The 17,148-nt window shown below is 64.4% G+C and carries 27 protein-coding genes and 1 tRNA gene; 27 read left to right on the top strand and 1 reads right to left on the bottom strand.

Annotation, left to right across the window (positions count from 1 at the left end):
* Nucleotides 1-58: 58 nt before the first annotated feature.
* The gene (locus ABIC44_RS05790; protein ID WP_307102965.1) at nucleotides 59-733 is read left to right on the top strand and encodes a DUF1013 domain-containing protein; all 675 of its coding nucleotides are present in this window, start codon (nucleotides 59-61) and stop codon (nucleotides 731-733) included.
* Nucleotides 734-848: 115 nt separating this feature from the next.
* Nucleotides 849-1,169: a hypothetical protein gene (locus tag ABIC44_RS05795; RefSeq protein WP_354294262.1), complete on the top strand. Its 321-nt coding sequence runs from the start codon at nucleotides 849-851 to the stop codon at nucleotides 1,167-1,169.
* 184 nt (nucleotides 1,170-1,353) lie between these two features.
* On the opposite strand, the gene ABIC44_RS05800 is transcribed toward ABIC44_RS05795, so the two are convergent.
* A tRNA-Trp gene (locus ABIC44_RS05800) sits at nucleotides 1,354-1,429 on the bottom strand.
* A 307-nt stretch (nucleotides 1,430-1,736) separates the two neighbouring features.
* Between ABIC44_RS05800 and rpsL the strand changes: the two genes are divergently transcribed.
* From rpsL to rplO, 25 genes are all read left to right on the top strand, one after another.
* Entirely contained in the window at nucleotides 1,737-2,108 is a 372-nt protein-coding gene (gene rpsL, locus ABIC44_RS05805; RefSeq protein WP_007406072.1) for a 30S ribosomal protein S12, read from the top strand.
* A gap of 66 nt (nucleotides 2,109-2,174) precedes the next feature.
* On the top strand, nucleotides 2,175-2,645 hold the full coding sequence (gene rpsG, locus ABIC44_RS05810; protein ID WP_007406077.1) for a 30S ribosomal protein S7: 471 nt from the start codon (nucleotides 2,175-2,177) through the stop codon (nucleotides 2,643-2,645).
* A gap of 147 nt (nucleotides 2,646-2,792) precedes the next feature.
* Nucleotides 2,793-4,868, top strand: a complete 2,076-nt coding sequence (gene fusA, locus ABIC44_RS05815) for an elongation factor G (protein ID WP_294235119.1) — start codon at nucleotides 2,793-2,795, stop codon at nucleotides 4,866-4,868.
* Between the two features lie 135 nt (nucleotides 4,869-5,003).
* Nucleotides 5,004-6,197 (top strand): elongation factor Tu, encoded by a 1,194-nt coding sequence (gene tuf, locus ABIC44_RS05820; protein WP_007406059.1) that lies wholly within the window; start codon nucleotides 5,004-5,006, stop codon nucleotides 6,195-6,197.
* 590 nt (nucleotides 6,198-6,787) lie between these two features.
* Nucleotides 6,788-7,096: a 30S ribosomal protein S10 gene (rpsJ, locus tag ABIC44_RS05825; protein WP_007406109.1), complete on the top strand. Its 309-nt coding sequence runs from the start codon at nucleotides 6,788-6,790 to the stop codon at nucleotides 7,094-7,096.
* Between the two features lie 284 nt (nucleotides 7,097-7,380).
* Complete coding sequence (rplC, locus tag ABIC44_RS05830; protein ID WP_056430750.1) at nucleotides 7,381-8,115, top strand: 50S ribosomal protein L3; 735 nt, start codon at nucleotides 7,381-7,383, stop codon at nucleotides 8,113-8,115.
* A gap of 3 nt (nucleotides 8,116-8,118) precedes the next feature.
* Nucleotides 8,119-8,745, top strand: a complete 627-nt coding sequence (rplD, locus tag ABIC44_RS05835) for a 50S ribosomal protein L4 (protein ID WP_056430747.1) — start codon at nucleotides 8,119-8,121, stop codon at nucleotides 8,743-8,745.
* Nucleotides 8,738-9,049, top strand: coding sequence for a 50S ribosomal protein L23 (locus ABIC44_RS05840; RefSeq protein WP_042491181.1), 312 nt, complete (start codon nucleotides 8,738-8,740; stop codon nucleotides 9,047-9,049). Before rplD ends, ABIC44_RS05840 begins: the two co-directional genes overlap by 8 nt.
* 4 nt (nucleotides 9,050-9,053) lie before the next feature.
* Nucleotides 9,054-9,905, top strand: coding sequence for a 50S ribosomal protein L2 (rplB, locus tag ABIC44_RS05845; protein ID WP_042491179.1), 852 nt, complete (start codon nucleotides 9,054-9,056; stop codon nucleotides 9,903-9,905).
* Nucleotides 9,906-9,911: 6 nt separating this feature from the next.
* Nucleotides 9,912-10,190, top strand: coding sequence for a 30S ribosomal protein S19 (rpsS, locus tag ABIC44_RS05850; protein ID WP_037569384.1), 279 nt, complete (start codon nucleotides 9,912-9,914; stop codon nucleotides 10,188-10,190).
* Nucleotides 10,190-10,567: a 50S ribosomal protein L22 gene (rplV, locus tag ABIC44_RS05855; RefSeq protein ID WP_042491177.1), complete on the top strand. Its 378-nt coding sequence runs from the start codon at nucleotides 10,190-10,192 to the stop codon at nucleotides 10,565-10,567. The genes rpsS and rplV overlap by 1 nt, the downstream gene beginning before the upstream one ends.
* A complete protein-coding gene (gene rpsC / locus ABIC44_RS05860; protein ID WP_007406047.1) occupies nucleotides 10,567-11,277 on the top strand; it encodes a 30S ribosomal protein S3 in 711 nt (236 codons plus the stop codon). Before rplV ends, rpsC begins: the two co-directional genes overlap by 1 nt.
* Nucleotides 11,278-11,289: 12 nt before the next feature.
* Nucleotides 11,290-11,724: a 50S ribosomal protein L16 gene (gene rplP, locus ABIC44_RS05865; protein ID WP_007406071.1), complete on the top strand. Its 435-nt coding sequence runs from the start codon at nucleotides 11,290-11,292 to the stop codon at nucleotides 11,722-11,724.
* Nucleotides 11,724-11,924 (top strand): 50S ribosomal protein L29, encoded by a 201-nt coding sequence (rpmC, locus tag ABIC44_RS05870; protein ID WP_007406063.1) that lies wholly within the window; start codon nucleotides 11,724-11,726, stop codon nucleotides 11,922-11,924. Before rplP ends, rpmC begins: the two co-directional genes overlap by 1 nt.
* A 12-nt stretch (nucleotides 11,925-11,936) precedes the next feature.
* Nucleotides 11,937-12,209 (top strand): 30S ribosomal protein S17, encoded by a 273-nt coding sequence (gene rpsQ, locus ABIC44_RS05875; RefSeq protein ID WP_037569382.1) that lies wholly within the window; start codon nucleotides 11,937-11,939, stop codon nucleotides 12,207-12,209.
* A 238-nt stretch (nucleotides 12,210-12,447) separates the two neighbouring features.
* Nucleotides 12,448-12,816, top strand: a complete 369-nt coding sequence (gene rplN / locus ABIC44_RS05880; RefSeq protein WP_007406105.1) for a 50S ribosomal protein L14 — start codon at nucleotides 12,448-12,450, stop codon at nucleotides 12,814-12,816.
* Nucleotides 12,816-13,133, top strand: a complete 318-nt coding sequence (gene rplX / locus ABIC44_RS05885; protein ID WP_261269266.1) for a 50S ribosomal protein L24 — start codon at nucleotides 12,816-12,818, stop codon at nucleotides 13,131-13,133. Before rplN ends, rplX begins: the two co-directional genes overlap by 1 nt.
* Nucleotides 13,126-13,707 (top strand): 50S ribosomal protein L5, encoded by a 582-nt coding sequence (gene rplE / locus ABIC44_RS05890; protein WP_307102997.1) that lies wholly within the window; start codon nucleotides 13,126-13,128, stop codon nucleotides 13,705-13,707. The genes rplX and rplE overlap by 8 nt, the downstream gene beginning before the upstream one ends.
* A 57-nt stretch (nucleotides 13,708-13,764) precedes the next feature.
* Nucleotides 13,765-14,070 carry a 30S ribosomal protein S14 gene (rpsN, locus tag ABIC44_RS05895; protein WP_007406083.1) on the top strand — a complete coding sequence of 102 codons (306 nt, stop codon included), beginning with the start codon at nucleotides 13,765-13,767 and terminating at the stop codon, nucleotides 14,068-14,070.
* A 12-nt stretch (nucleotides 14,071-14,082) separates the two neighbouring features.
* Complete coding sequence (gene rpsH, locus ABIC44_RS05900) at nucleotides 14,083-14,478, top strand: 30S ribosomal protein S8 (protein ID WP_037569377.1); 396 nt, start codon at nucleotides 14,083-14,085, stop codon at nucleotides 14,476-14,478.
* The gene (gene rplF, locus ABIC44_RS05905) at nucleotides 14,478-15,011 is read left to right on the top strand and encodes a 50S ribosomal protein L6 (protein ID WP_309692858.1); all 534 of its coding nucleotides are present in this window, start codon (nucleotides 14,478-14,480) and stop codon (nucleotides 15,009-15,011) included. The genes rpsH and rplF overlap by 1 nt, the downstream gene beginning before the upstream one ends.
* Nucleotides 15,011-15,367: a 50S ribosomal protein L18 gene (gene rplR, locus ABIC44_RS05910; RefSeq protein WP_007406066.1), complete on the top strand. Its 357-nt coding sequence runs from the start codon at nucleotides 15,011-15,013 to the stop codon at nucleotides 15,365-15,367. Before rplF ends, rplR begins: the two co-directional genes overlap by 1 nt.
* 1 nt (nucleotide 15,368) lies before the next feature.
* The gene (gene rpsE, locus ABIC44_RS05915; protein ID WP_307103002.1) at nucleotides 15,369-16,085 is read left to right on the top strand and encodes a 30S ribosomal protein S5; all 717 of its coding nucleotides are present in this window, start codon (nucleotides 15,369-15,371) and stop codon (nucleotides 16,083-16,085) included.
* Between the two features lie 6 nt (nucleotides 16,086-16,091).
* Nucleotides 16,092-16,268, top strand: a complete 177-nt coding sequence (rpmD, locus tag ABIC44_RS05920) for a 50S ribosomal protein L30 (RefSeq protein ID WP_307103004.1) — start codon at nucleotides 16,092-16,094, stop codon at nucleotides 16,266-16,268.
* Between the two features lie 247 nt (nucleotides 16,269-16,515).
* Entirely contained in the window at nucleotides 16,516-17,046 is a 531-nt protein-coding gene (gene rplO, locus ABIC44_RS05925; RefSeq protein WP_307103006.1) for a 50S ribosomal protein L15, read from the top strand.
* Nucleotides 17,047-17,148 lie beyond the last annotated feature (102 nt).

The following is a 17,148-nucleotide window of genomic DNA, read 5'->3' on the forward strand; positions in this document are numbered from 1 at the left end:
CCGCTACGGCCGCTCCGATGAGGGGCGGCCCTTTTATTTTCCGACTGGAGTGATCCCCGTGGCCCAGCCGCTCATGCCCCATGCGACCGCTTCCTGGCTGGTCGACAACACCTCGCTCTCCTTCGAGCAGATTGCGGATTTCTGCGGCCTTCATATCCTGGAAGTGCAGGCGATCGCCGACGACACGGCGGCGACCAAGTTGACCGGCCGCGATCCGGTCCGCGCGCACGAAGTGACGCAGAGCGAGATCGAGAAGGCGCAGGCCAATCCCGATTATCGCATGAAGATGACCAAGGGCCCCGAGCAGGTCCGCCGGACCAAGGGGCCGCGCTACACGCCGGTCAGCAAGCGGCAGGACAAGCCCGACGGCATCGCCTGGATCATCCGCAACCATCCGGAAATCTCGGACGGCGCGATCAGCAACCTGATCGGCACCACCCGCACCACGATCGCCGCGATCCGCGACCGCAGCCACTGGAACATCGCCAACATCACGCCGAAGGACCCGGTGACGCTGGGCCTGACCACCCAGCGCGAGCTCGACTCGGCGGTGGCCAAGGCGGCGAAGGCGACCGGCGGCAATGCCGATGCGCAGCCGACCGACACCCGCCTGGAGGGCGACCGCGAAGCGCTGCTCGCCTCGCTGCGTGCCGAGCGCGATCAGCAGAGCCGCGATTCGGATTCGATCGGGCATGGCGACATCATCGATCCGCACTCGCTGTTCCGCAGCTGATCGGCACGCTTCGGCTTGACGAAAGGGGCGTCCACCGACCGGGTGGGCGCCCCTTTTGCATGACGGGGAACGGCGTCACCCTTGCCCCGTTGAGTCCGGGCAAAGGAGATCATCCATGTCCGAGCAGGAAAAGCGCGACCCTCGGCCCTTCGATCGCGATGGTGGCTATACGGGCCAGGACTATCATCGCGCCGACGAGCACGCGATGGGCCGGGCGGAGCCCTCGGGCAGCGTGACGACCACCCCGCCGGTACCGGGTGAGGGCAATGCCGGCACCAGCCTGTCCGATGACGATGGCAGGCGCGCCACGGTCGATCCGAAGACGGGCGAAGTCCATGGCAGCGGGGCAGGCGCCGGTGGCGGCCATCGCGGCGACGAGATCGACGAGGTGGACTCCGCGACTCCGCCGGGCGTTGGGCGGCGGCCGGTAAACTGAAATCCCCAGTAGCCTGTTGTCACCCCAGCGCAGGCTGGGGTCTTTTGCCGTAGGAGCCCCTTGCGGCCAACGATCCCGGATTTCACTGGGATGACGCGTGTCGTGGCGGGGGCTTCTCGGACGGCAGGTGCAGCGTGGCGCTCACCGCAGAGGTGGCGCGATCATTCCGGCGATGTCGGGAAAGTGGCAGGAGTGCACGGACTCGAACCGTGGGCCCTCGGTTTTGGAGACCGATGCTCTACCAACTGAGCTACACTCCTGCGAGGCGGCCGCCATTAGCCCGGCTGATCGGGCAGGGCAATAGGCTGTTTCACTATTTTCGTGGAATCGCTCGCCCGATGCCTCGGGTGCCGTGCAGGGCGCGACATTGACCCCAGGGCGACTCCCGCGTATAGGCCGCCGCTGCACGAAGGGGATTTCTCGGGAATCGGGACATGTCCGTCGGGCAAGCTTGAACATTGCTGGATGCGAATATGGGCCGGGCGCAAGCCGCGATGGCCCCTTTTTGTATTCCTAAGTGCTGTGATGGCTCCAGCAAAGTAACCTCATGGAAAGGTGAAGGCTTCAATGCCGACGATCAACCAGCTGGTCCGCAAGGGCCGCGAACTGCAGAAGGCCAAGTCCAAGGTCCCTGCAATGGAGCAGAACCCGCAGAAGCGCGGCGTTTGCACCCGTGTCTACACGACGACCCCGAAGAAGCCGAACTCGGCACTTCGCAAGGTGGCCAAGGTCCGTCTGACCAACAGCCGCGAAGTCATCTCGTACATCCCGGGCGAAGGCCACAACCTGCAGGAGCACTCGGTGGTGCTCATCCGCGGCGGCCGTGTGCGCGACCTTCCCGGCGTGCGCTACCACGTGCTGCGCGGCGTCCTCGACACGCAGGGCGTGAAGGATCGCAAGCAGTCCCGCTCGAAGTACGGCGCGAAGCGTCCGAAGTAAGCCGGTCGGGCCTCAACTGAGGCTCCTCGACCACCAAAGGCTGAAGTTTTGTAAGGAAATACGAGAATGGCTCGTCGTCGTCGTCCCGAAAAGCGGGAAATCCTGCCGGATCCCAAGTTCGGGGATGTGGTCCTGTCGAAGTTCATGAACTCGGTCATGCTGGACGGTAAGAAGTCCGTGGCCGAAGCCATCGTGTACGGTGCCCTGGAAACCGTCGAGACGCGCGCCAAGCGCGATCCGATCGGCGTGTTCCACGATGCGCTGAACAACATCAAGCCGGGCATCGAAGTCCGTTCGCGCCGCGTCGGCGGTGCGACCTACCAGGTCCCGGTCGAAGTCCGTCCGGAGCGTGCCCAGGCTCTGGCCATCCGTTGGCTGATCGGCGCGTCGCGCGCCCGTTCGGAGAACACGATGGCCGCGCGTCTGTCGGGCGAGCTGATGGACGCCGCGAACAACCGCGGCAACGCGGTCAAGAAGCGCGAAGATACGCACCGCATGGCGGAAGCGAATCGCGCCTTCTCGCACTACCGCTGGTAAGGGCCTTGCGGCGGACCGGATTCCTTTCCGCTCTGCCGCAACCTTTTCGGGGTGCGGTGCCGGCGGTCTTCCGCTGGTCACGCAAACAGCCTATATAAGGGGGAGCCGGGCCAACCGGCTCCCCCCTACGCTTGAGGAAGATCGATCATGGCCCGCAGCCATCCGCTCGAGAAGTATCGCAACATCGGCATCATGGCGCACATCGATGCCGGCAAGACGACCACGACCGAGCGCATTCTTTATTACACCGGCAAGTCCTACAAGATCGGCGAAGTGCACGAAGGCACCGCCACCATGGACTGGATGGAGCAGGAGCAGGAGCGCGGCATCACCATCACGTCGGCCGCGACGACCTGTTTCTGGAACGACAACCGCATCAACATCATCGACACCCCCGGGCACGTCGACTTCACCATCGAAGTGGAGCGTTCGCTCCGCGTGCTCGACGGCGCGGTCGCCTGCTTCGACGGCGTGGCGGGTGTTGAGCCGCAGTCGGAAACCGTGTGGCGTCAGGCCGACAAGTACGGCGTGCCGCGCATGTGCTTCGTCAACAAGCTCGACCGCACCGGCGCCGACTTCTATTTCTGCGTGAACTCGATCATCGAGCGCCTGGGCGCGCGTCCGGCGGTCCTGTATCTGCCGATCGGCATCGAGGGCGGCTTCAAGGGCCTGGTCGACCTGGTCGAGAACCGCGCGATCATCTGGCTCGAAGAATCGCTGGGCGCCAAGTTCGAATATCAGGACATCCCCGATGACCTGAAGGAAAAGGCCGCCAAGTATCGCAGCGACCTGATCGAAATGGCCGTCGAGCAGGACGACGCCGCGATGGAAGCGTATCTGGAAGGCAACGAGCCTTCGGTCGCCGAACTCAAGGCGCTGATCCGCAAGGGCACGCTGGAAATGGCGTTCGTCCCCGTGGTCTGCGGCTCGGCGTTCAAGAACAAGGGCGTGCAGCCCTTGCTCGACGCGGTCATCGACTATCTGCCGTCGCCGCTCGACGTTCCGGCCATCAAGGGCGTGAAGCTCGACGGCGAGACGCCGGACGAGCGTCCTTCGTCGGACACCGAGCCGTTCTCGGCGCTGGCGTTCAAGATCATGAACGACCCGTTCGTCGGTTCGCTGACTTTCGCTCGCATCTATTCGGGCAAGCTCGAGACCTCGTCGCAGGTCCTGAACTCGGTCAAGGACAAGAAGGAAAAGATCGGCCGCATGCTGCTCATGCATGCGAACAGCCGTGAGGACATCCAGGAAGCCTATGCGGGCGACATCGTCGCTCTGGCGGGCCTCAAGGACACCACCACGGGTGACACGCTCTGCGCGCAGAACGCCCCGATCATCCTCGAGCGGATGGAATTCCCCGAGCCCGTGATCGAGCTGTCGGTGGAGCCGAAGACCAAGGCCGACCAGGAGAAGATGGGCGTCGCGCTCAATCGTCTCGCGCGCGAGGACCCCTCGTTCCGCGTGACCTCGGACGCCGAGTCGGGCCAGACCATCATCAAGGGCATGGGCGAGCTCCATCTCGAGATCCTGGTCGACCGCATGAAGCGCGAGTTCAAGGTCGAGGCGAACGTCGGTGCGCCGCAGGTGGCGTATCGCGAATACCTCAAGAAGCCGGTCGACATCGACTACACGCACAAGAAGCAGTCGGGCGGCACCGGCCAGTTCGGCCGCGTCAAGGTCAAGCTGACCCCGGGCGAGCGTGGTTCGGGCTTCGTCTTCAAGGACGAAATCAAGGGCGGTAACATTCCGAAGGAATATATCCCCGCGATCGAGAAGGGCTTCCGTGAAACCGCGGAAACCGGTTCGCTGGTCGGCTTCCCGATCATCGACTTCGAGGTCCTGCTGTATGACGGCGCGTACCACGACGTCGACTCGTCGGCGCTGGCGTTCGAAATCTGTGCCCGCGGCGCAATGCGCGAAGCGGCCCAGAAGTCGGGCATCACGCTGCTCGAGCCGGTCATGAAGGTCGAGGTCGTGACCCCGGAAGACTATCTGGGCGACGTCATCGGCGACATGAACAGCCGTCGCGGCCAAATCCAGGGCACCGACACGCGCGGCAACGCGCAGACGGTCGAGGCGATGGTCCCGCTGGCCAACATGTTCGGCTATGTGAACGCGCTCCGCTCGTTCACCCAGGGTCGTGCGCAGTACTCGATGCAGTTCTCGCACTATGACGAAGTGCCGCAGAATGTTGCGGACGAGGTCAAGGCGAAGATGGCCTAACAGCGTCCGTCGCGCCCTCGGGGCAACTGGGGGCGCGGACACGCTAGGGGCTGGCAATCGCTTCAAACACCCGCTATGGGGCCGCGTTCGCGTGGCCTCGGATGCGGCACCGAATTCGATTCAGAAGGTAGGAAAATGGCAAAGGCAAAATTCGAGCGGAACAAGCCGCACCTCAACATCGGCACCATCGGCCACGTCGACCACGGCAAGACCTCGCTGACCGCAGCGATCACCAAGGTTCTGGCCGACAACGTCGCCGGCAACGCGGCGGTGGACTTCGCGAACATCGACAAGGCGCCGGAAGAGCGTGAGCGCGGCATCACCATCTCGACCGCCCACGTCGAGTATGAGACCGAAGCGCGCCACTATGCGCACGTCGACTGCCCCGGCCACGCCGACTATGTGAAGAACATGATCACCGGCGCGGCGCAGATGGACGGCGCGATCCTCGTCGTTTCGTCGACCGACGGCCCGATGCCGCAGACCCGCGAGCACATCCTGCTCGCCCGCCAGGTCGGCGTGCCCGCGATGGTCGTGTTCATGAACAAGGTCGACCTGGTCGACGACGAGGAAATCCTCGAGCTGGTCGAGCTGGAAATCCGCGAGCTGCTGAGCTCGTACGAATTCCCGGGCGACGACATCCCCGTCGTCAAGGGTTCGGCGACCTGCGCGCTGTCGGGTTCGAACGACAAGTTCGGCAAGGATGCCGTTCTCGAGCTGATGAAGCAGGTCGACGAATACATCCCGCAGCCGGAGCGTCCGCTCGACAAGCCGTTCATGATGCCGATCGAAGACGTGTTCTCGATCTCGGGTCGCGGCACCGTCGTCACCGGCCGTGTCGAAACCGGCATCATCAAGGTTGGTGAAGAAGTCGAGATCGTCGGCATCAACGACACCCGCAAGACCACCGTCACCGGTGTCGAAATGTTCCGCAAGCTGCTCGACTCGGGCCAGGCCGGCGACAACATCGGCGCGCTGATCCGTGGCGTCGCTCGTGACGAAGTCGAGCGTGGTCAGGTTCTGGCCAAGCCGGGTTCGATCACCCCGCACACCGACTTCCAGTCGGAAGTGTACGTCCTGTCGAAGGAAGAAGGCGGCCGTCACACCCCGTTCTTCGCGAACTATCGTCCGCAGTTCTACTTCCGCACGACCGACGTGACCGGCACCGTCGAGCTGCCCGAGGGCACCGAGATGGTCATGCCGGGCGACAACGTCGCTCTGGGCGTGAAGCTGATCGCTCCGATCGCCATGGACATCGGTCAGCGCTTCACGATCCGTGAAGGCGGCCGTACCGTCGGCGCGGGCGTCGTCAGCTCGATCGACAAGTAAGTCTCGGGCGAAAGCCTGAAACTTCTTCGGAAAGGGCCGGCCCCGGCGACGGGGTCGGCCTTTTTCGTATGTGGTTTCCGGGACGCGACACCCTCACCCTTCCGGCGCTACGCGCCTCCCTCCCTCTCCCGCCGGGAGAGGGAAGGGGCCCGCCCGCGCCAGCGGGTGGGAAGGGTGAGGGCGGTCTGACCCCGTTCGCACTGAGCGAAGTCGAAGTGCACGCCCGGCGGTCGCTGTTTTCCCGTGGCCTTCGACTTCGCTCAGGCTGAACGGGGGTAGGGGTTTTCCGGGTTGGGGGCCCTGGTTCCATCCCGCTCAACAAAAACCGCACCCACCCCTTGCGGCACCCCCGCCATATGCGTATAGGCACACGCCTTGAGGGAATCGGCTGGCACCGGGCACACCGGAGTCGGCCGTTTGCTTTTAGTGAGGGCAGGGGTGGTTTTCCGCTCTTGTCGTAACCCAGAGTTTGTTTCGGCCCAGGGTCGCCTTCACGGCGGACGGTCGAGTGCCCGGTCGGATAGCCGATCGCACTTGCCGCTCACCGCGATCGCAACCGGAAAGCCCGCTCTTTCGCATCGGTAGGGATCATGGACAGCAATATCCGCATTCGTCTGAAGGCGTTCGACCATCGCGTGCTCGATCAGGCGACCGGCGACATCGCCGACACCGCGCGCCGCACCGGCGCTCTTATCCGCGGTCCGATCCCGCTTCCGACGCGCATCGAGAAGTTCACGGTCAACCGTGGTCCGCACATCGACAAGAAGTCGCGCGAGCAGTTCGAAGTCCGCACCTACAAGCGGATGCTGGACATCGTGCAGCCGACCCCGCAGACCGTCGATGCGCTGATGAAGCTCGACCTCGCCGCAGGTGTTGATGTCGAGATCAAGCTGGCGTAAGAGAGCCGGCATTCCCGTGGTCGACGATTCCGTCCCACGGGATTTTGGCGTTTCTCCGGCCTGAAGCTACCGGAGAACGCGCCGAGGTCGCTCCCGCGATCCGGCACTCTTAAGGGATACCGCCCGGTGGTCTCGCGCAAGCGGGATGGTGCCGGGGCAGCGTCCCCCGTCTGACCGGTCCGCCGGTCGCCAGCCCGGGACGGGGGCTCGTTTCGCTTTAATCGGGCTGGATATGCCCCCCTTGAATGGTTCTTGGGGGCCTCTGTCGAGGAAGGAACAGGATCATGCGTACCGGCGTGATCGCGAAGAAGCTGGGGATGACCCGCCTGTTCCAGGACGATGGTCGGCACGTGCCGGTCACCGTCCTGGCGCTTGAAGGCGTACAGGTCGTCGCTCGCCGCGAGATGGATCGTGACGGCTACACCGCCGTCCAGCTTGGTGCAGGTGTCGCCAAGACCAAGAATGTTGCCAAGCCGCAGCGTGGCCACTTCGGCAAGGCCGAAGTCGAGCCCAAGCAGGTGCTGGTCGAGTTCCGCGTGAACGAAGACGGCCTGCTCGACGTCGGCGCGGAAATCTCCGCCGACCATTTCGTCCCCGGCCAGTATGTCGATATCCAGGGTCGTACCCAGGGTAAGGGCTTTGCCGGTGCGATGAAGCGCTGGAACTTCGGTGGTCTGCGCGCGACCCACGGCGTCTCGGTCTCGCACCGTTCGCATGGTTCGACCGGTAACCGTCAGGATCCGGGCCGCGTCTTCAAGAACAAGAAGATGGCCGGTCACATGGGTGACAAGAACCGCACGCAGCAGAACCTGGAAATCGTGTCGACCGACGTCGAGCGCGGCCTGATCTTCGTCAAGGGCTCGGTGCCCGGCTCGAAGGGTGGCTGGCTGATCGTCAAGGACGCGGTCAAGGTTTCGCGCCACGCGGACGCCCCGTTCCCCGCCAGCATCAAGGCGGCCGCCAACAACAACGCTTCTGCCGAGCCTGCTCCGGAAGCCACCGAGAGCCAGGAGGGCTAAGTCGTGAAGGTCAAGGTTCAATCCTTCGCCGGCACCGACGCCGCGGACATCGAGCTCAACGACGAGGTCTTCGGCCTCGATCCGCGCGCCGACATCCTGCACCGCGTTGTGACCTGGCAGCTGGAAAAGCGTCGCGCCACCGCGCGCGGCACCCGTGAGCGCGCCGATGTCGCGCGTTCGGGCAAGAAGCTCGGTCGCCAGAAGGGCGGCGGTGTCGCTCGTCACGGCGATCGTCGGGCCCCCGTCTTCATCGGCGGTGGTAAGGCGCACGGCGCCCGCGTCCGCGACTTCAACCCGGGTCTGAACAAGAAGGTTCGCGCCCTGGGCCTGAAGATGGCGCTGTCGAGCCATGCCAAGGCGGGTTCGCTGATCGTGATGAACGATCTGGCGGTTGCCGGTAACAAGACGAAGACGCTGCAGGGCGATCTGGCGAAGCTGGGCTTCGGCAAGACCGCGCTGGTCATCGATGGCGACGCCGTCGAGACGTCGTTCGCACTGGCCGCAGGCAACCTGAAGGAAATCAACGTCCTTCCGGCTGCTGGCGCCAATGTCTACGACATTCTGAAGCATGACACCCTGGTGCTGACGCGCTCGGCTGTCGAAAAGCTGGAGGCCCGTTTCCATGGCTAAGCAGCAGAAGGCGGTCGATCCGCGTCATTACGACGTGATCGTCGCGCCGCACATCACCGAGAAGGCGACGCTCCTGAGCGAGCACAACGCCGTGGTGTTCAAGGTCGCCCCCGGTGCTACCAAGCCCGAGATCAAGGCGGCGGTGGAAGCGCTGTTCGACGTCAACGTCACCGGCGTGAACACCATCGTCCAGAAGGGCAAGACCAAGAAGTGGAAGGGCGCTCCGTACCAGCGCTCGGACATGAAGAAGGCGATCGTCACCCTCAAGGACGGTCAGTCCATTGACGTGACGACGGGGATCTGAGCCGATGGCACTCAAGCATTATAACCCGACGAGCCCGGCCCGCCGCGGCCTGATCCTCGTCGACCGCTCGGCGCTGTGGAAGGGCGCGCCCGTCAAGGCGCTCACCGAAGGCAAGCGCAAGACCGGCGGCCGCAACAACAAGGGCCATGTGACCAGCCGCGGCATCGCGGGCGGCCACAAGCAGCGCTACCGTTTCATCGACTTCAAGCGTCGCCAGTGGGACGTCGAGGGCACCGTGGAGCGGATCGAATATGATCCCAACCGCACCGCCTTCATCGCGCTCATCAACTATGGCACCGACGAAGCCGGCAAGGTCGACCAGTCCTATATCATCGCTCCGCAGCGCCTCGCTGTCGGCGACAAGGTGATCGCGGGCAAGAAGACCGACGTGAAGCCGGGCAACGCCATGGAACTGGGCCAGATGCCGGTCGGCACGATCGTCCACAACGTCGAGATGAAGCCCGGCAAGGGCGGTCAGATCGCACGTTCGGCCGGCACCTATGTGCAGGTCGTGGGCCGCGACAAGGGCATGGTCATCGTCCGTCTGAACTCGGGCGAGCAGCGCTACATCCATGCGAACTGCATGGCGACCGTCGGCGCGGTGTCGAACCCCGACAACGGCAACACCAACCTGGCGAAGGCTGGTCGCAACCGTTGGAAGGGCCATCGCCCGCTGACCCGCGGTGTTGCGAAGAACCCGGTCGACCACCCGCACGGCGGTGGTGAAGGCCGGACCTCGGGCGGCCGTCATCCGGTCACCCCGTGGGGCAAGCCGACGAAGGGTGCGCGCACTCGTCACAACAAGGCGACGGACAAGATGATCATCCGTAGCCGTCACGCCAAGAAGAAGGGCTAACACGCAATGGCTCGTTCCGTTTGGAAGGGTCCTTTCGTGGACCTCCATCTCCTGAAGAAGGCCGAAGTGGCGCAGGATGCTGGCAACCGCGCAGGTCCGATCAAGACCTGGTCGCGTCGCTCGACCATCCTGCCGTCGTTCGTCGGTCTGACCTTCAACGTCTACAATGGTCGCAAGTTCGTTCCCGTCTCGGTGAACGAGGACATGGTCGGCATGAAGCTCGGTGAATTCGCGCCCACGCGCTACTTCCCCGGCCACGCTGCCGACAAGAAGGGTAAGCGCTGATGTCGAAGCCCGCATCCCCCCGCAAGGTCGGTGACAAGGAAGCGCTGTCGGTCGGCACGCAGATCCGTGGTTCGGCGCAGAAGCTGAACCTGGTCGCGGCCCTGATCCGCGGCAAGAAGGTCGGCGACGCGATGAACATCCTGGCCTTCTCGACGAAGGCGATGGCTGTCGACGCGCGCAAGATCCTGGCCTCCGCGATCGCCAATGCCGAGAACAACCACAACCTCGACGTCGACTCGCTCGTCGTCGCCGAGGCGTCGGTCGGCAAGTCGATCACCATGAAGCGTTTCGCGACGCGCGGCCGTGGCAAGTCCACCCGCATCCTGAAGCCGTTTTCGCGGCTCCGCATCGTCGTCCGCGAGCAGGAAGAAGCATAATGGGTCAGAAGAGCAATCCGATCGGCCTGCGTCTCCAGATCAACCGCACCTGGGACAGCCGCTGGTTCGCCGAAGGCCATGACTATGGCCGCCTGCTGCTGGAGGATCTGAAGATCCGCCAGTACATCATGAAGACGCTGCCCCAGGCCGCGATCTCGAAGGTCGTCATCGAGCGTCCGGCCAAGCTGTGCCGCATCTCGATCTTCGCGGCGCGTCCGGGCGTGATCATCGGCAAGAAGGGCGCCGACATCGAAAAGCTTCGCAAGAAGCTGGGTTCGATGACCTCGTCCGACGTGTCGCTGAACATCGTCGAGATCCGCAAGCCCGAGATCGACGCCAAGCTCGTCGCACAGGGCGTCGCCGACCAGCTGGAGCGCCGTATCGCGTTCCGCCGCGCCATGAAGCGCGCGGTGCAGTCCGCGCTCCGTCTGGGCGCCGAAGGCATCCGTATCACCTGCGGCGGCCGTCTGGGCGGCGCGGAAATCGCGCGCACCGAATGGTATCGTGAAGGCCGCGTTCCGCTGCACACGCTGCGCGCGAACGTCGACTATGCCGAAGCGCAGGCGCACACCGCTTATGGCGTGTGCGGCGTGAAGGTGTGGATCTTCAAGGGCGAGATCCTGGGCCATGATCCCATGGCGCAGGACCGGCTGATGATGGAGGCTCAGACCTCCGGCGTGCGCCCGGCGCGCGACGATCATCGCCGCTAAGGATCAAAGAACATGCTGCAACCAAAGCGCACCAAGTTCCGCAAGGCCTTCAAGGGCCGCATCCACGGCGATGCGAAGGGCGGCACGAGCCTGAACTTCGGTTCCTACGGCCTGAAGGCCATGGAGCCGGAGCGGATCACCGCTCGCCAGATCGAGGCGGCTCGCCGCGCGATCACGCGTCACATCAAGCGCCAGGGTCGTCTCTGGATCCGCATCTTCCCGGACGTCCCCGTCTCGTCGAAGCCTGCCGAAGTCCGCATGGGCTCGGGTAAGGGTTCGCCGGAATTCTGGGCCGCCCGCGTGAAGCCGGGTCGCATCCTGTTCGAGCTCGACGGTGTCGACGGCCCGCTGGCCGCCGAGGCATTCGAGCGCGCCGCGATGAAGCTGCCCATCAAGACCAAGGTCGTTGCCCGCCTGGGCGACACCTCGCACCTCGGAGGCGAGTAATGGCCAAGACTGAATATACCGGCCAGAGCGACGACCAGCTCGTCGAGGCGCTGGGCAACCTGAAGCGCGAGCAGTTCAACCTGCGCTTCCAGGCGGCCACGAGCCAGCTCGAAAAGCCCAGCCGGGTCAAGGAAGTCCGTCGCGACATCGCGCGGATCAAGACCATCCAGGCGCAGCGCACCGCTGCGGCTGCCAAGTAAGGACCGAGACACATGCCGAAGCGCGTGCTGACCGGGGTGATTGTCTCGGACAAGACCGACAAGACGGTCGTCGTCAATGTAGAGCGGAAGGTCAAGCACCCCCTCTACGGCAAGATCATCCGTCGGTCGAAGAAGTATCATGCTCACGACGAGAGCAATGAGTTCAAGGCCGGTGAGACGGTGCGGATCGAAGAGACCGCCCCGATCTCGAAGCTGAAGACCTGGAAGGTGATCGAGCGGGTGAACACCCACACGACGCCGGAACGGGCCTCGGCCGAGGGCTGAACCCTTTGACATCCGACCCCGCTCTTTCCGCGTGAAAGGGCGGGGTTCGGGTTGAAAAGGGCGCCCTTCGTGGCATCGAGCGGATTGGTCGAAAGGTCCGGGCGACTCGCTTGCCTTTCGCACCAGGAGTGGCTATGGGGCCTCTCCCCCTGGCGCGGGTCATCCCTGCGCCGGGGGTCGTTTTTTAAGGCGGGGTCGGGTCGGTATCCACCCCAGGTAGAGAGAAGGAAGCGGATCCATGATCCAGATGCAGTCCAATCTCGACGTCGCTGACAACAGCGGCGCGAAGCGGGTGCAGTGCATCAAGGTGCTGGGCGGCTCGAAGCGCCGTACCGCATCGGTCGGCGACATCATCGTCGTCAGCGTCAAGGAAGCGCAGCCGCGTGGCCGCGTGAAGAAGGGCGACGTTCACCGCGCGGTGATCGTGCGTACTGCCAAGGACATCCGTCGCGCCGACGGCTCGGTGATCCGTTTCGACGGTAACGCCGCCGTGCTGGTCAACAAGAACGAGGAGCCGATCGGCACCCGTATCTTTGGCCCGGTCGTGCGTGAGCTTCGCGGCAAGAAGCACATGAAGATCATCTCGCTGGCTCCGGAGGTGCTGTAATGGCCGCCGCCAAGATCAAGAAGGGCGATCGCGTTATCGTCCTGTCCGGCAAGGACAAGGGCAAGACCGGCACCGTGTCGCTGGCGATGCCGAAGGACGGCAAGGTCGTCGTGGACGGCGTCAACATCGCCACCCGTCACCGCAAGCCGACCCAGGCGAACCCGCAGGGTGGCCTGGAGCGCACCGCTGCGCCGCTGCACATCTCGAAGGTCGCGCATGTGACCGCCGATGGCAAGCCGACCCGCGTCCGTTTCGAGACGCAGGATGGCAAGAAGGTCCGTGTCGCCGTCAAGACCGGGGAGAAGATCGATGGCTGATTACAAGCCCCGCATGAAGGCTATCTATGACGATAGCATCATCAAGGCGATGACCGACAAGTTCGGTTACAAGAACGTCAACGAGATCCCCCGGATCGAGAAGATCGTGCTCAACATGGGCGTGGGCGAAGCGACGCAGGACAAGAAGCGCGTCGACCAGGCCGCCTCCGAGATGGAGCTGATCGCGGGTCAGAAGCCCGTCATCACCAAGGCGAAGAAGTCGATCGCGCAGTTCAAGCTGCGTGAAGGCATGCCGATCGGTGTGAAGGTCACGCTGCGTCGCGAGCGCATGTACGAATTCCTGGACCGCTTCATCACGATCGCGCTGCCGCGCGTTCGCGACTTCCGCGGCCTGAATCCGAAGTCCTTCGACGGTCGCGGCAACTATGCCTGCGGCATCAAGGAACAGATCATCTTCCCCGAAATCAACTATGACCGCATCGACAAGGTGCGCGGCATGGATGTGATCGTGACCACCACGGCGAAGACCGACGACGAGGCGCGCGAGCTGCTCCGTCTCTTTGGCTTCCCGTTCCCCAAGGAAGACGCTGCCGACGAGAAGAAGGCGGCGTAACCGGACTGCCCCCTCTCCACGCCGGGGAGGGGGTCCTTACAGAAAGAGCTTAAGTCCATGGCGAAACTGAGTTCAATCAACAAGAACGAGAAGCGTCGCCTTCTCGTCAAGAAGTATGCCGGCAAGTACGCGAAGCTGAAGGCGATCGCGAACGACCAGAGCCTCGATGAGACCGAGCGTCTGATCGCGCGCCTGAAGATGGCCGAGATCCCCCGCAACGGCAATCCGACCCGTATCCGCAACCGCTGCGAGATCACCGGTCGCCCGCGTGCGTATTACCGCAAGTTCCGTCTCGCTCGCGTCATGCTGCGCGATCTGGCCAACAAGGGCCTGATCCCCGGCGTCACCAAGTCGAGCTGGTAAGGACCATTTGAGATGGCAGTGACCGATCCCCTGGGTGACCTGCTCACCCGCATCCGCAACGGCCAGCGCGCGCGCAAGGACTCCGTCCTGACGCCTGCGTCGAAGCTGCGCGCCCGCGTGCTCGACGTGCTCCAGCGCGAAGGCTATATCCGTGGCTACAGCGAAGAGCAGATGGGCCCCGCGGCCGGCATCCGCATCGAGCTGAAGTATTTCGAAGGCCAGCCCGCGATCAAGCATGTCGCGCGCGTGTCCAAGCCCGGCCGCCGTATCTATTCGGGCGCGCAGGAGCTTCCGCGCGTTCGCAACGGCCTGGGCATCACCATCGTGTCGACGCCGCGTGGCGTTCTGTCGGACGCCGAAGCGCGCGAGCAGAATGTCGGTGGCGAAGTCCTGGCGGAGGTGTTCTGATGAGCCGCATCGGTAAGAAGGCGGTCCCGGTTCCGGCCGGCGTCACCGCGACCATCGCCGACAAGGTGCTGAGCGTGAAGGGTCCCAAGGGCACCCTGACCATGCCGCTCGTTGACGAGATCACCTATGACGTCCAGGCGGACGCCATCGCGGTGCAGCCTGCCAACGCCACGAAGCGCGCCCGCGCCTTCTGGGGCATGCAGCGCACCATGGTGCAGAACCTCGTCACCGGCGTGACCGCAGGCTTCTCGAAGAAGCTGGTCATCACCGGCGTCGGCTACCGCGCCGCCGCGCAGGGCAAGACCCTGAAGCTGCAGCTCGGCTACAGCCACGACGTCAACATCGACGTGCCGGAAGGCATCGAGGTGAAGACGCCGGACGCCACCACCGTCGAGATCAGCGGTTCGGACAAGCAGAAGGTCGGCCAGCTGGCCGCCGAGATCCGTCGCTGGCGCAAGCCCGAGCCGTATAAGGGCAAGGGCATCAAGTACGACGGCGAGTTCATCTTCCGCAAGGAAGGGAAGAAGAAGTAATGACCAAGGGTCTCTCTCTTTTCGAGAAGCGCCGTCGGCGCAACCGTACCGCGCTGCGTGCGCGTGCGGGCACCCGTCCGCGCCTGTCGGTGCATCGCTCGGGCAAGCATATCTATGCCCAGGTGATCGACGACGAGGCCGGTCGTACCGTGGCTTCGGCCTCGACGCTGGAAAAGGACGCACGCGGCCAGTCGGGCGCGAACGTCGCAGCGGCGAGCGAAGTCGGCAAGCGCGTGGCCGAGAAGGCCAAGGCCGCCGGCGTCACGCAGGTCGTTTTCGACCGTGGCGGCTTCCTGTTCCACGGTCGCGTCAAGGCGCTGGCCGAGGCGGCACGCGAAGCGGGATTGGAGTTCTAATATGGCTGACGAGAACAACGTGGCCGTTGCCGGTGCCGAAGGCGCCGCGCAGGACGCGACCCAGGGTCGCGGTCCCCGGGGCGGCCGTGGCCGTGGTCCGGGCGGCGATCGCGGCCGTGGCGGCCGTGACGGCAACCGTGGTCGTCGCGACGACCGTCGCGGTGGCGCCGAGGAGCAGGGCGAAGAGCTGATCGAAAAGCTCGTCCACATCAACCGCGTCTCGAAGACCGTGAAGGGCGGTAAGCGCTTCGGCTTCGCCGCGCTCGTCGTGGTCGGCGACGGCAAGGGTCGTGCGGGCTTCGGTCATGGCAAGGCGCGCGAAGTGCCGGAAGCCATTTCGAAGGCGACGGCTGCCGCCAAGAAGGCGATGGTCCGCGTTCCGCTGAAGGACGGTCGCACGCTGCATCATGATGGCAACGGCCATTTCGGTGCGGGCCGCGTGACGGTGCGTTCGGCGCCGCAGGGTACCGGCATCATCGCCGGTGGTCCGATGCGCGCGATCTTCGAATCGCTCGGCGTTGCCGACGTGGTGACGAAGTCGATCGGCACCTCGAACCCGTACAACATGATCCGTGCCACCTTCGAAGCGCTGGGCGACCAGACTTCGCCGAAGGCGGTGGCGCAGCGTCGTGGCAAGAAGATCGCCGACCTGCTGGGTCGCGGTCACGGTGCCACCCAGCAGACTGCCGAGGCGGAAGCCGCGGCCGTCGTGGAGTAAGCGACCATGGCAACCATCAAGATCAAGCAGACCGGTTCGCCGATCCGCCGCACCAAGGACCAGCGCGCGACCCTCGTCGGCCTGGGCCTCAACAAGATGCACAAGGTCGCCGAGCTTCAGGACAGCCCTGAAGTCCGTGGCATGATCCGCAAGGTGCAGCACATGGTTCAGGTGGTGGACTGAGGCATTTCGGGATCGATCCTGCGCTCCGTTCAGCCTGAGCGTAGTCGAAGGCCACGCCGCTCGGCTTGCACTTCGACTTCGCTCAGTGCGAACGGAGAGAGGGATGAAGTCCCGGTCTCATATCCGTCACATTGAACAGTGACAAACACGGGGAAGGGGGCTATGCGGCCCCCTTCCTTTTATCCAGCGGTCGTGATTCTTCCCGAATGACGGCCATGCGCGAAACAAGCGAAAGCGAGTGCAAATCATGAAGCTGAACGAACTTTTCGACAACCAGGGTGCCCGCAAGTCCAAGATCCGCGTCGGTCGCGGTATCGGTTCGGGCAAGGGCAAGACCGGCGGTCGCGGCGTCAAGGGCCAGAAGAGCCGTGAGGGCGTGTCCATCGCGGGCTTCGAGGGCGGTCAGATGCCGCTCCACATGCGTCTGCCGAAGCGTGGCTTCAACAACATCTTCGCCAAGGATTATGCCGAGGTGAACCTGGGCGCGATCCAGAAGGCGGTCGACTCGGGCAAGCTGAAGACCGACGGCACGATCGATCACGCCGCGTTGAAGGCCGCCGGCCTCGCCCGTGGCGGCAAGGACGGCGTCCGTCTGCTCGGCAAGGGCGAACTGACCGCCAAGCTGTCGTTCGTCGTGCAGGGCGTGTCGGCCTCGGCACGTGAAGCGGTCGAGAAGGCCGGTGGTTCGGTCGACGTGCCGCACGTCGTGCCCGCCGCCGAGAAGGCCGCCGCGAAGAAGGGCCAGGCCCGCGCCGCGAAGCTCGCCGCCAAGGCCTGAACCGGATAGGATCCGCCGCTGTCGAATGGCGCCATGCCATCTCCGACAGCGGCGGATTTTGCATCCGGGTTAGACAAGCGCGTCTTCGCGCCTATATGAGCG

The sequence above is a fragment of the Sphingomonas sp. 1185 genome (genome assembly GCF_040544655.1).
Lineage (GTDB): Bacteria > Pseudomonadota > Alphaproteobacteria > Sphingomonadales > Sphingomonadaceae > Sphingomonas.

Bases quoted from the DNA above. Each gene is read 5' to 3' on its own strand.
- rpsG (WP_007406077.1), top strand. From the start codon at position 2,175: ATGGCTCGTCGTCGTCGTCCCGAAAAGCGGGAAATCCTGCCGGATCCC.
- rplN (WP_007406105.1), top strand. From the start codon at position 12,448: ATGATCCAGATGCAGTCCAATCTCGACGTCGCTGACAACAGCGGCGCG.
- ABIC44_RS05840 (WP_042491181.1), top strand. From the start codon at position 8,738: ATGGCTAAGCAGCAGAAGGCGGTCGATCCGCGTCATTACGACGTGATC.
- rpsE (WP_307103002.1), top strand. From the start codon at position 15,369: ATGGCTGACGAGAACAACGTGGCCGTTGCCGGTGCCGAAGGCGCCGCG.
- rplF (WP_309692858.1), top strand. From the start codon at position 14,478: ATGAGCCGCATCGGTAAGAAGGCGGTCCCGGTTCCGGCCGGCGTCACC.
- rplP (WP_007406071.1), top strand. From the start codon at position 11,290: ATGCTGCAACCAAAGCGCACCAAGTTCCGCAAGGCCTTCAAGGGCCGC.
- rplE (WP_307102997.1), top strand. From the start codon at position 13,126: ATGGCTGATTACAAGCCCCGCATGAAGGCTATCTATGACGATAGCATC.
- rpmD (WP_307103004.1), top strand. From the start codon at position 16,092: ATGGCAACCATCAAGATCAAGCAGACCGGTTCGCCGATCCGCCGCACC.
- rplB (WP_042491179.1), top strand. From the start codon at position 9,054: ATGGCACTCAAGCATTATAACCCGACGAGCCCGGCCCGCCGCGGCCTG.
- rpsL (WP_007406072.1), top strand. From the start codon at position 1,737: ATGCCGACGATCAACCAGCTGGTCCGCAAGGGCCGCGAACTGCAGAAG.
- fusA (WP_294235119.1), top strand. From the start codon at position 2,793: ATGGCCCGCAGCCATCCGCTCGAGAAGTATCGCAACATCGGCATCATG.
- rplR (WP_007406066.1), top strand. From the start codon at position 15,011: ATGACCAAGGGTCTCTCTCTTTTCGAGAAGCGCCGTCGGCGCAACCGT.
- rpsC (WP_007406047.1), top strand. From the start codon at position 10,567: ATGGGTCAGAAGAGCAATCCGATCGGCCTGCGTCTCCAGATCAACCGC.
- ABIC44_RS05795 (WP_354294262.1), top strand. From the start codon at position 849: ATGTCCGAGCAGGAAAAGCGCGACCCTCGGCCCTTCGATCGCGATGGT.
- rplV (WP_042491177.1), top strand. From the start codon at position 10,190: ATGTCGAAGCCCGCATCCCCCCGCAAGGTCGGTGACAAGGAAGCGCTG.
- rpmC (WP_007406063.1), top strand. From the start codon at position 11,724: ATGGCCAAGACTGAATATACCGGCCAGAGCGACGACCAGCTCGTCGAG.
- rplO (WP_307103006.1), top strand. From the start codon at position 16,516: ATGAAGCTGAACGAACTTTTCGACAACCAGGGTGCCCGCAAGTCCAAG.
- rpsH (WP_037569377.1), top strand. From the start codon at position 14,083: ATGGCAGTGACCGATCCCCTGGGTGACCTGCTCACCCGCATCCGCAAC.
- rpsQ (WP_037569382.1), top strand. From the start codon at position 11,937: ATGCCGAAGCGCGTGCTGACCGGGGTGATTGTCTCGGACAAGACCGAC.
- rpsJ (WP_007406109.1), top strand. From the start codon at position 6,788: ATGGACAGCAATATCCGCATTCGTCTGAAGGCGTTCGACCATCGCGTG.
- rpsS (WP_037569384.1), top strand. From the start codon at position 9,912: ATGGCTCGTTCCGTTTGGAAGGGTCCTTTCGTGGACCTCCATCTCCTG.
- tuf (WP_007406059.1), top strand. From the start codon at position 5,004: ATGGCAAAGGCAAAATTCGAGCGGAACAAGCCGCACCTCAACATCGGC.
- rplX (WP_261269266.1), top strand. From the start codon at position 12,816: ATGGCCGCCGCCAAGATCAAGAAGGGCGATCGCGTTATCGTCCTGTCC.
- rplC (WP_056430750.1), top strand. From the start codon at position 7,381: ATGCGTACCGGCGTGATCGCGAAGAAGCTGGGGATGACCCGCCTGTTC.
- rpsN (WP_007406083.1), top strand. From the start codon at position 13,765: ATGGCGAAACTGAGTTCAATCAACAAGAACGAGAAGCGTCGCCTTCTC.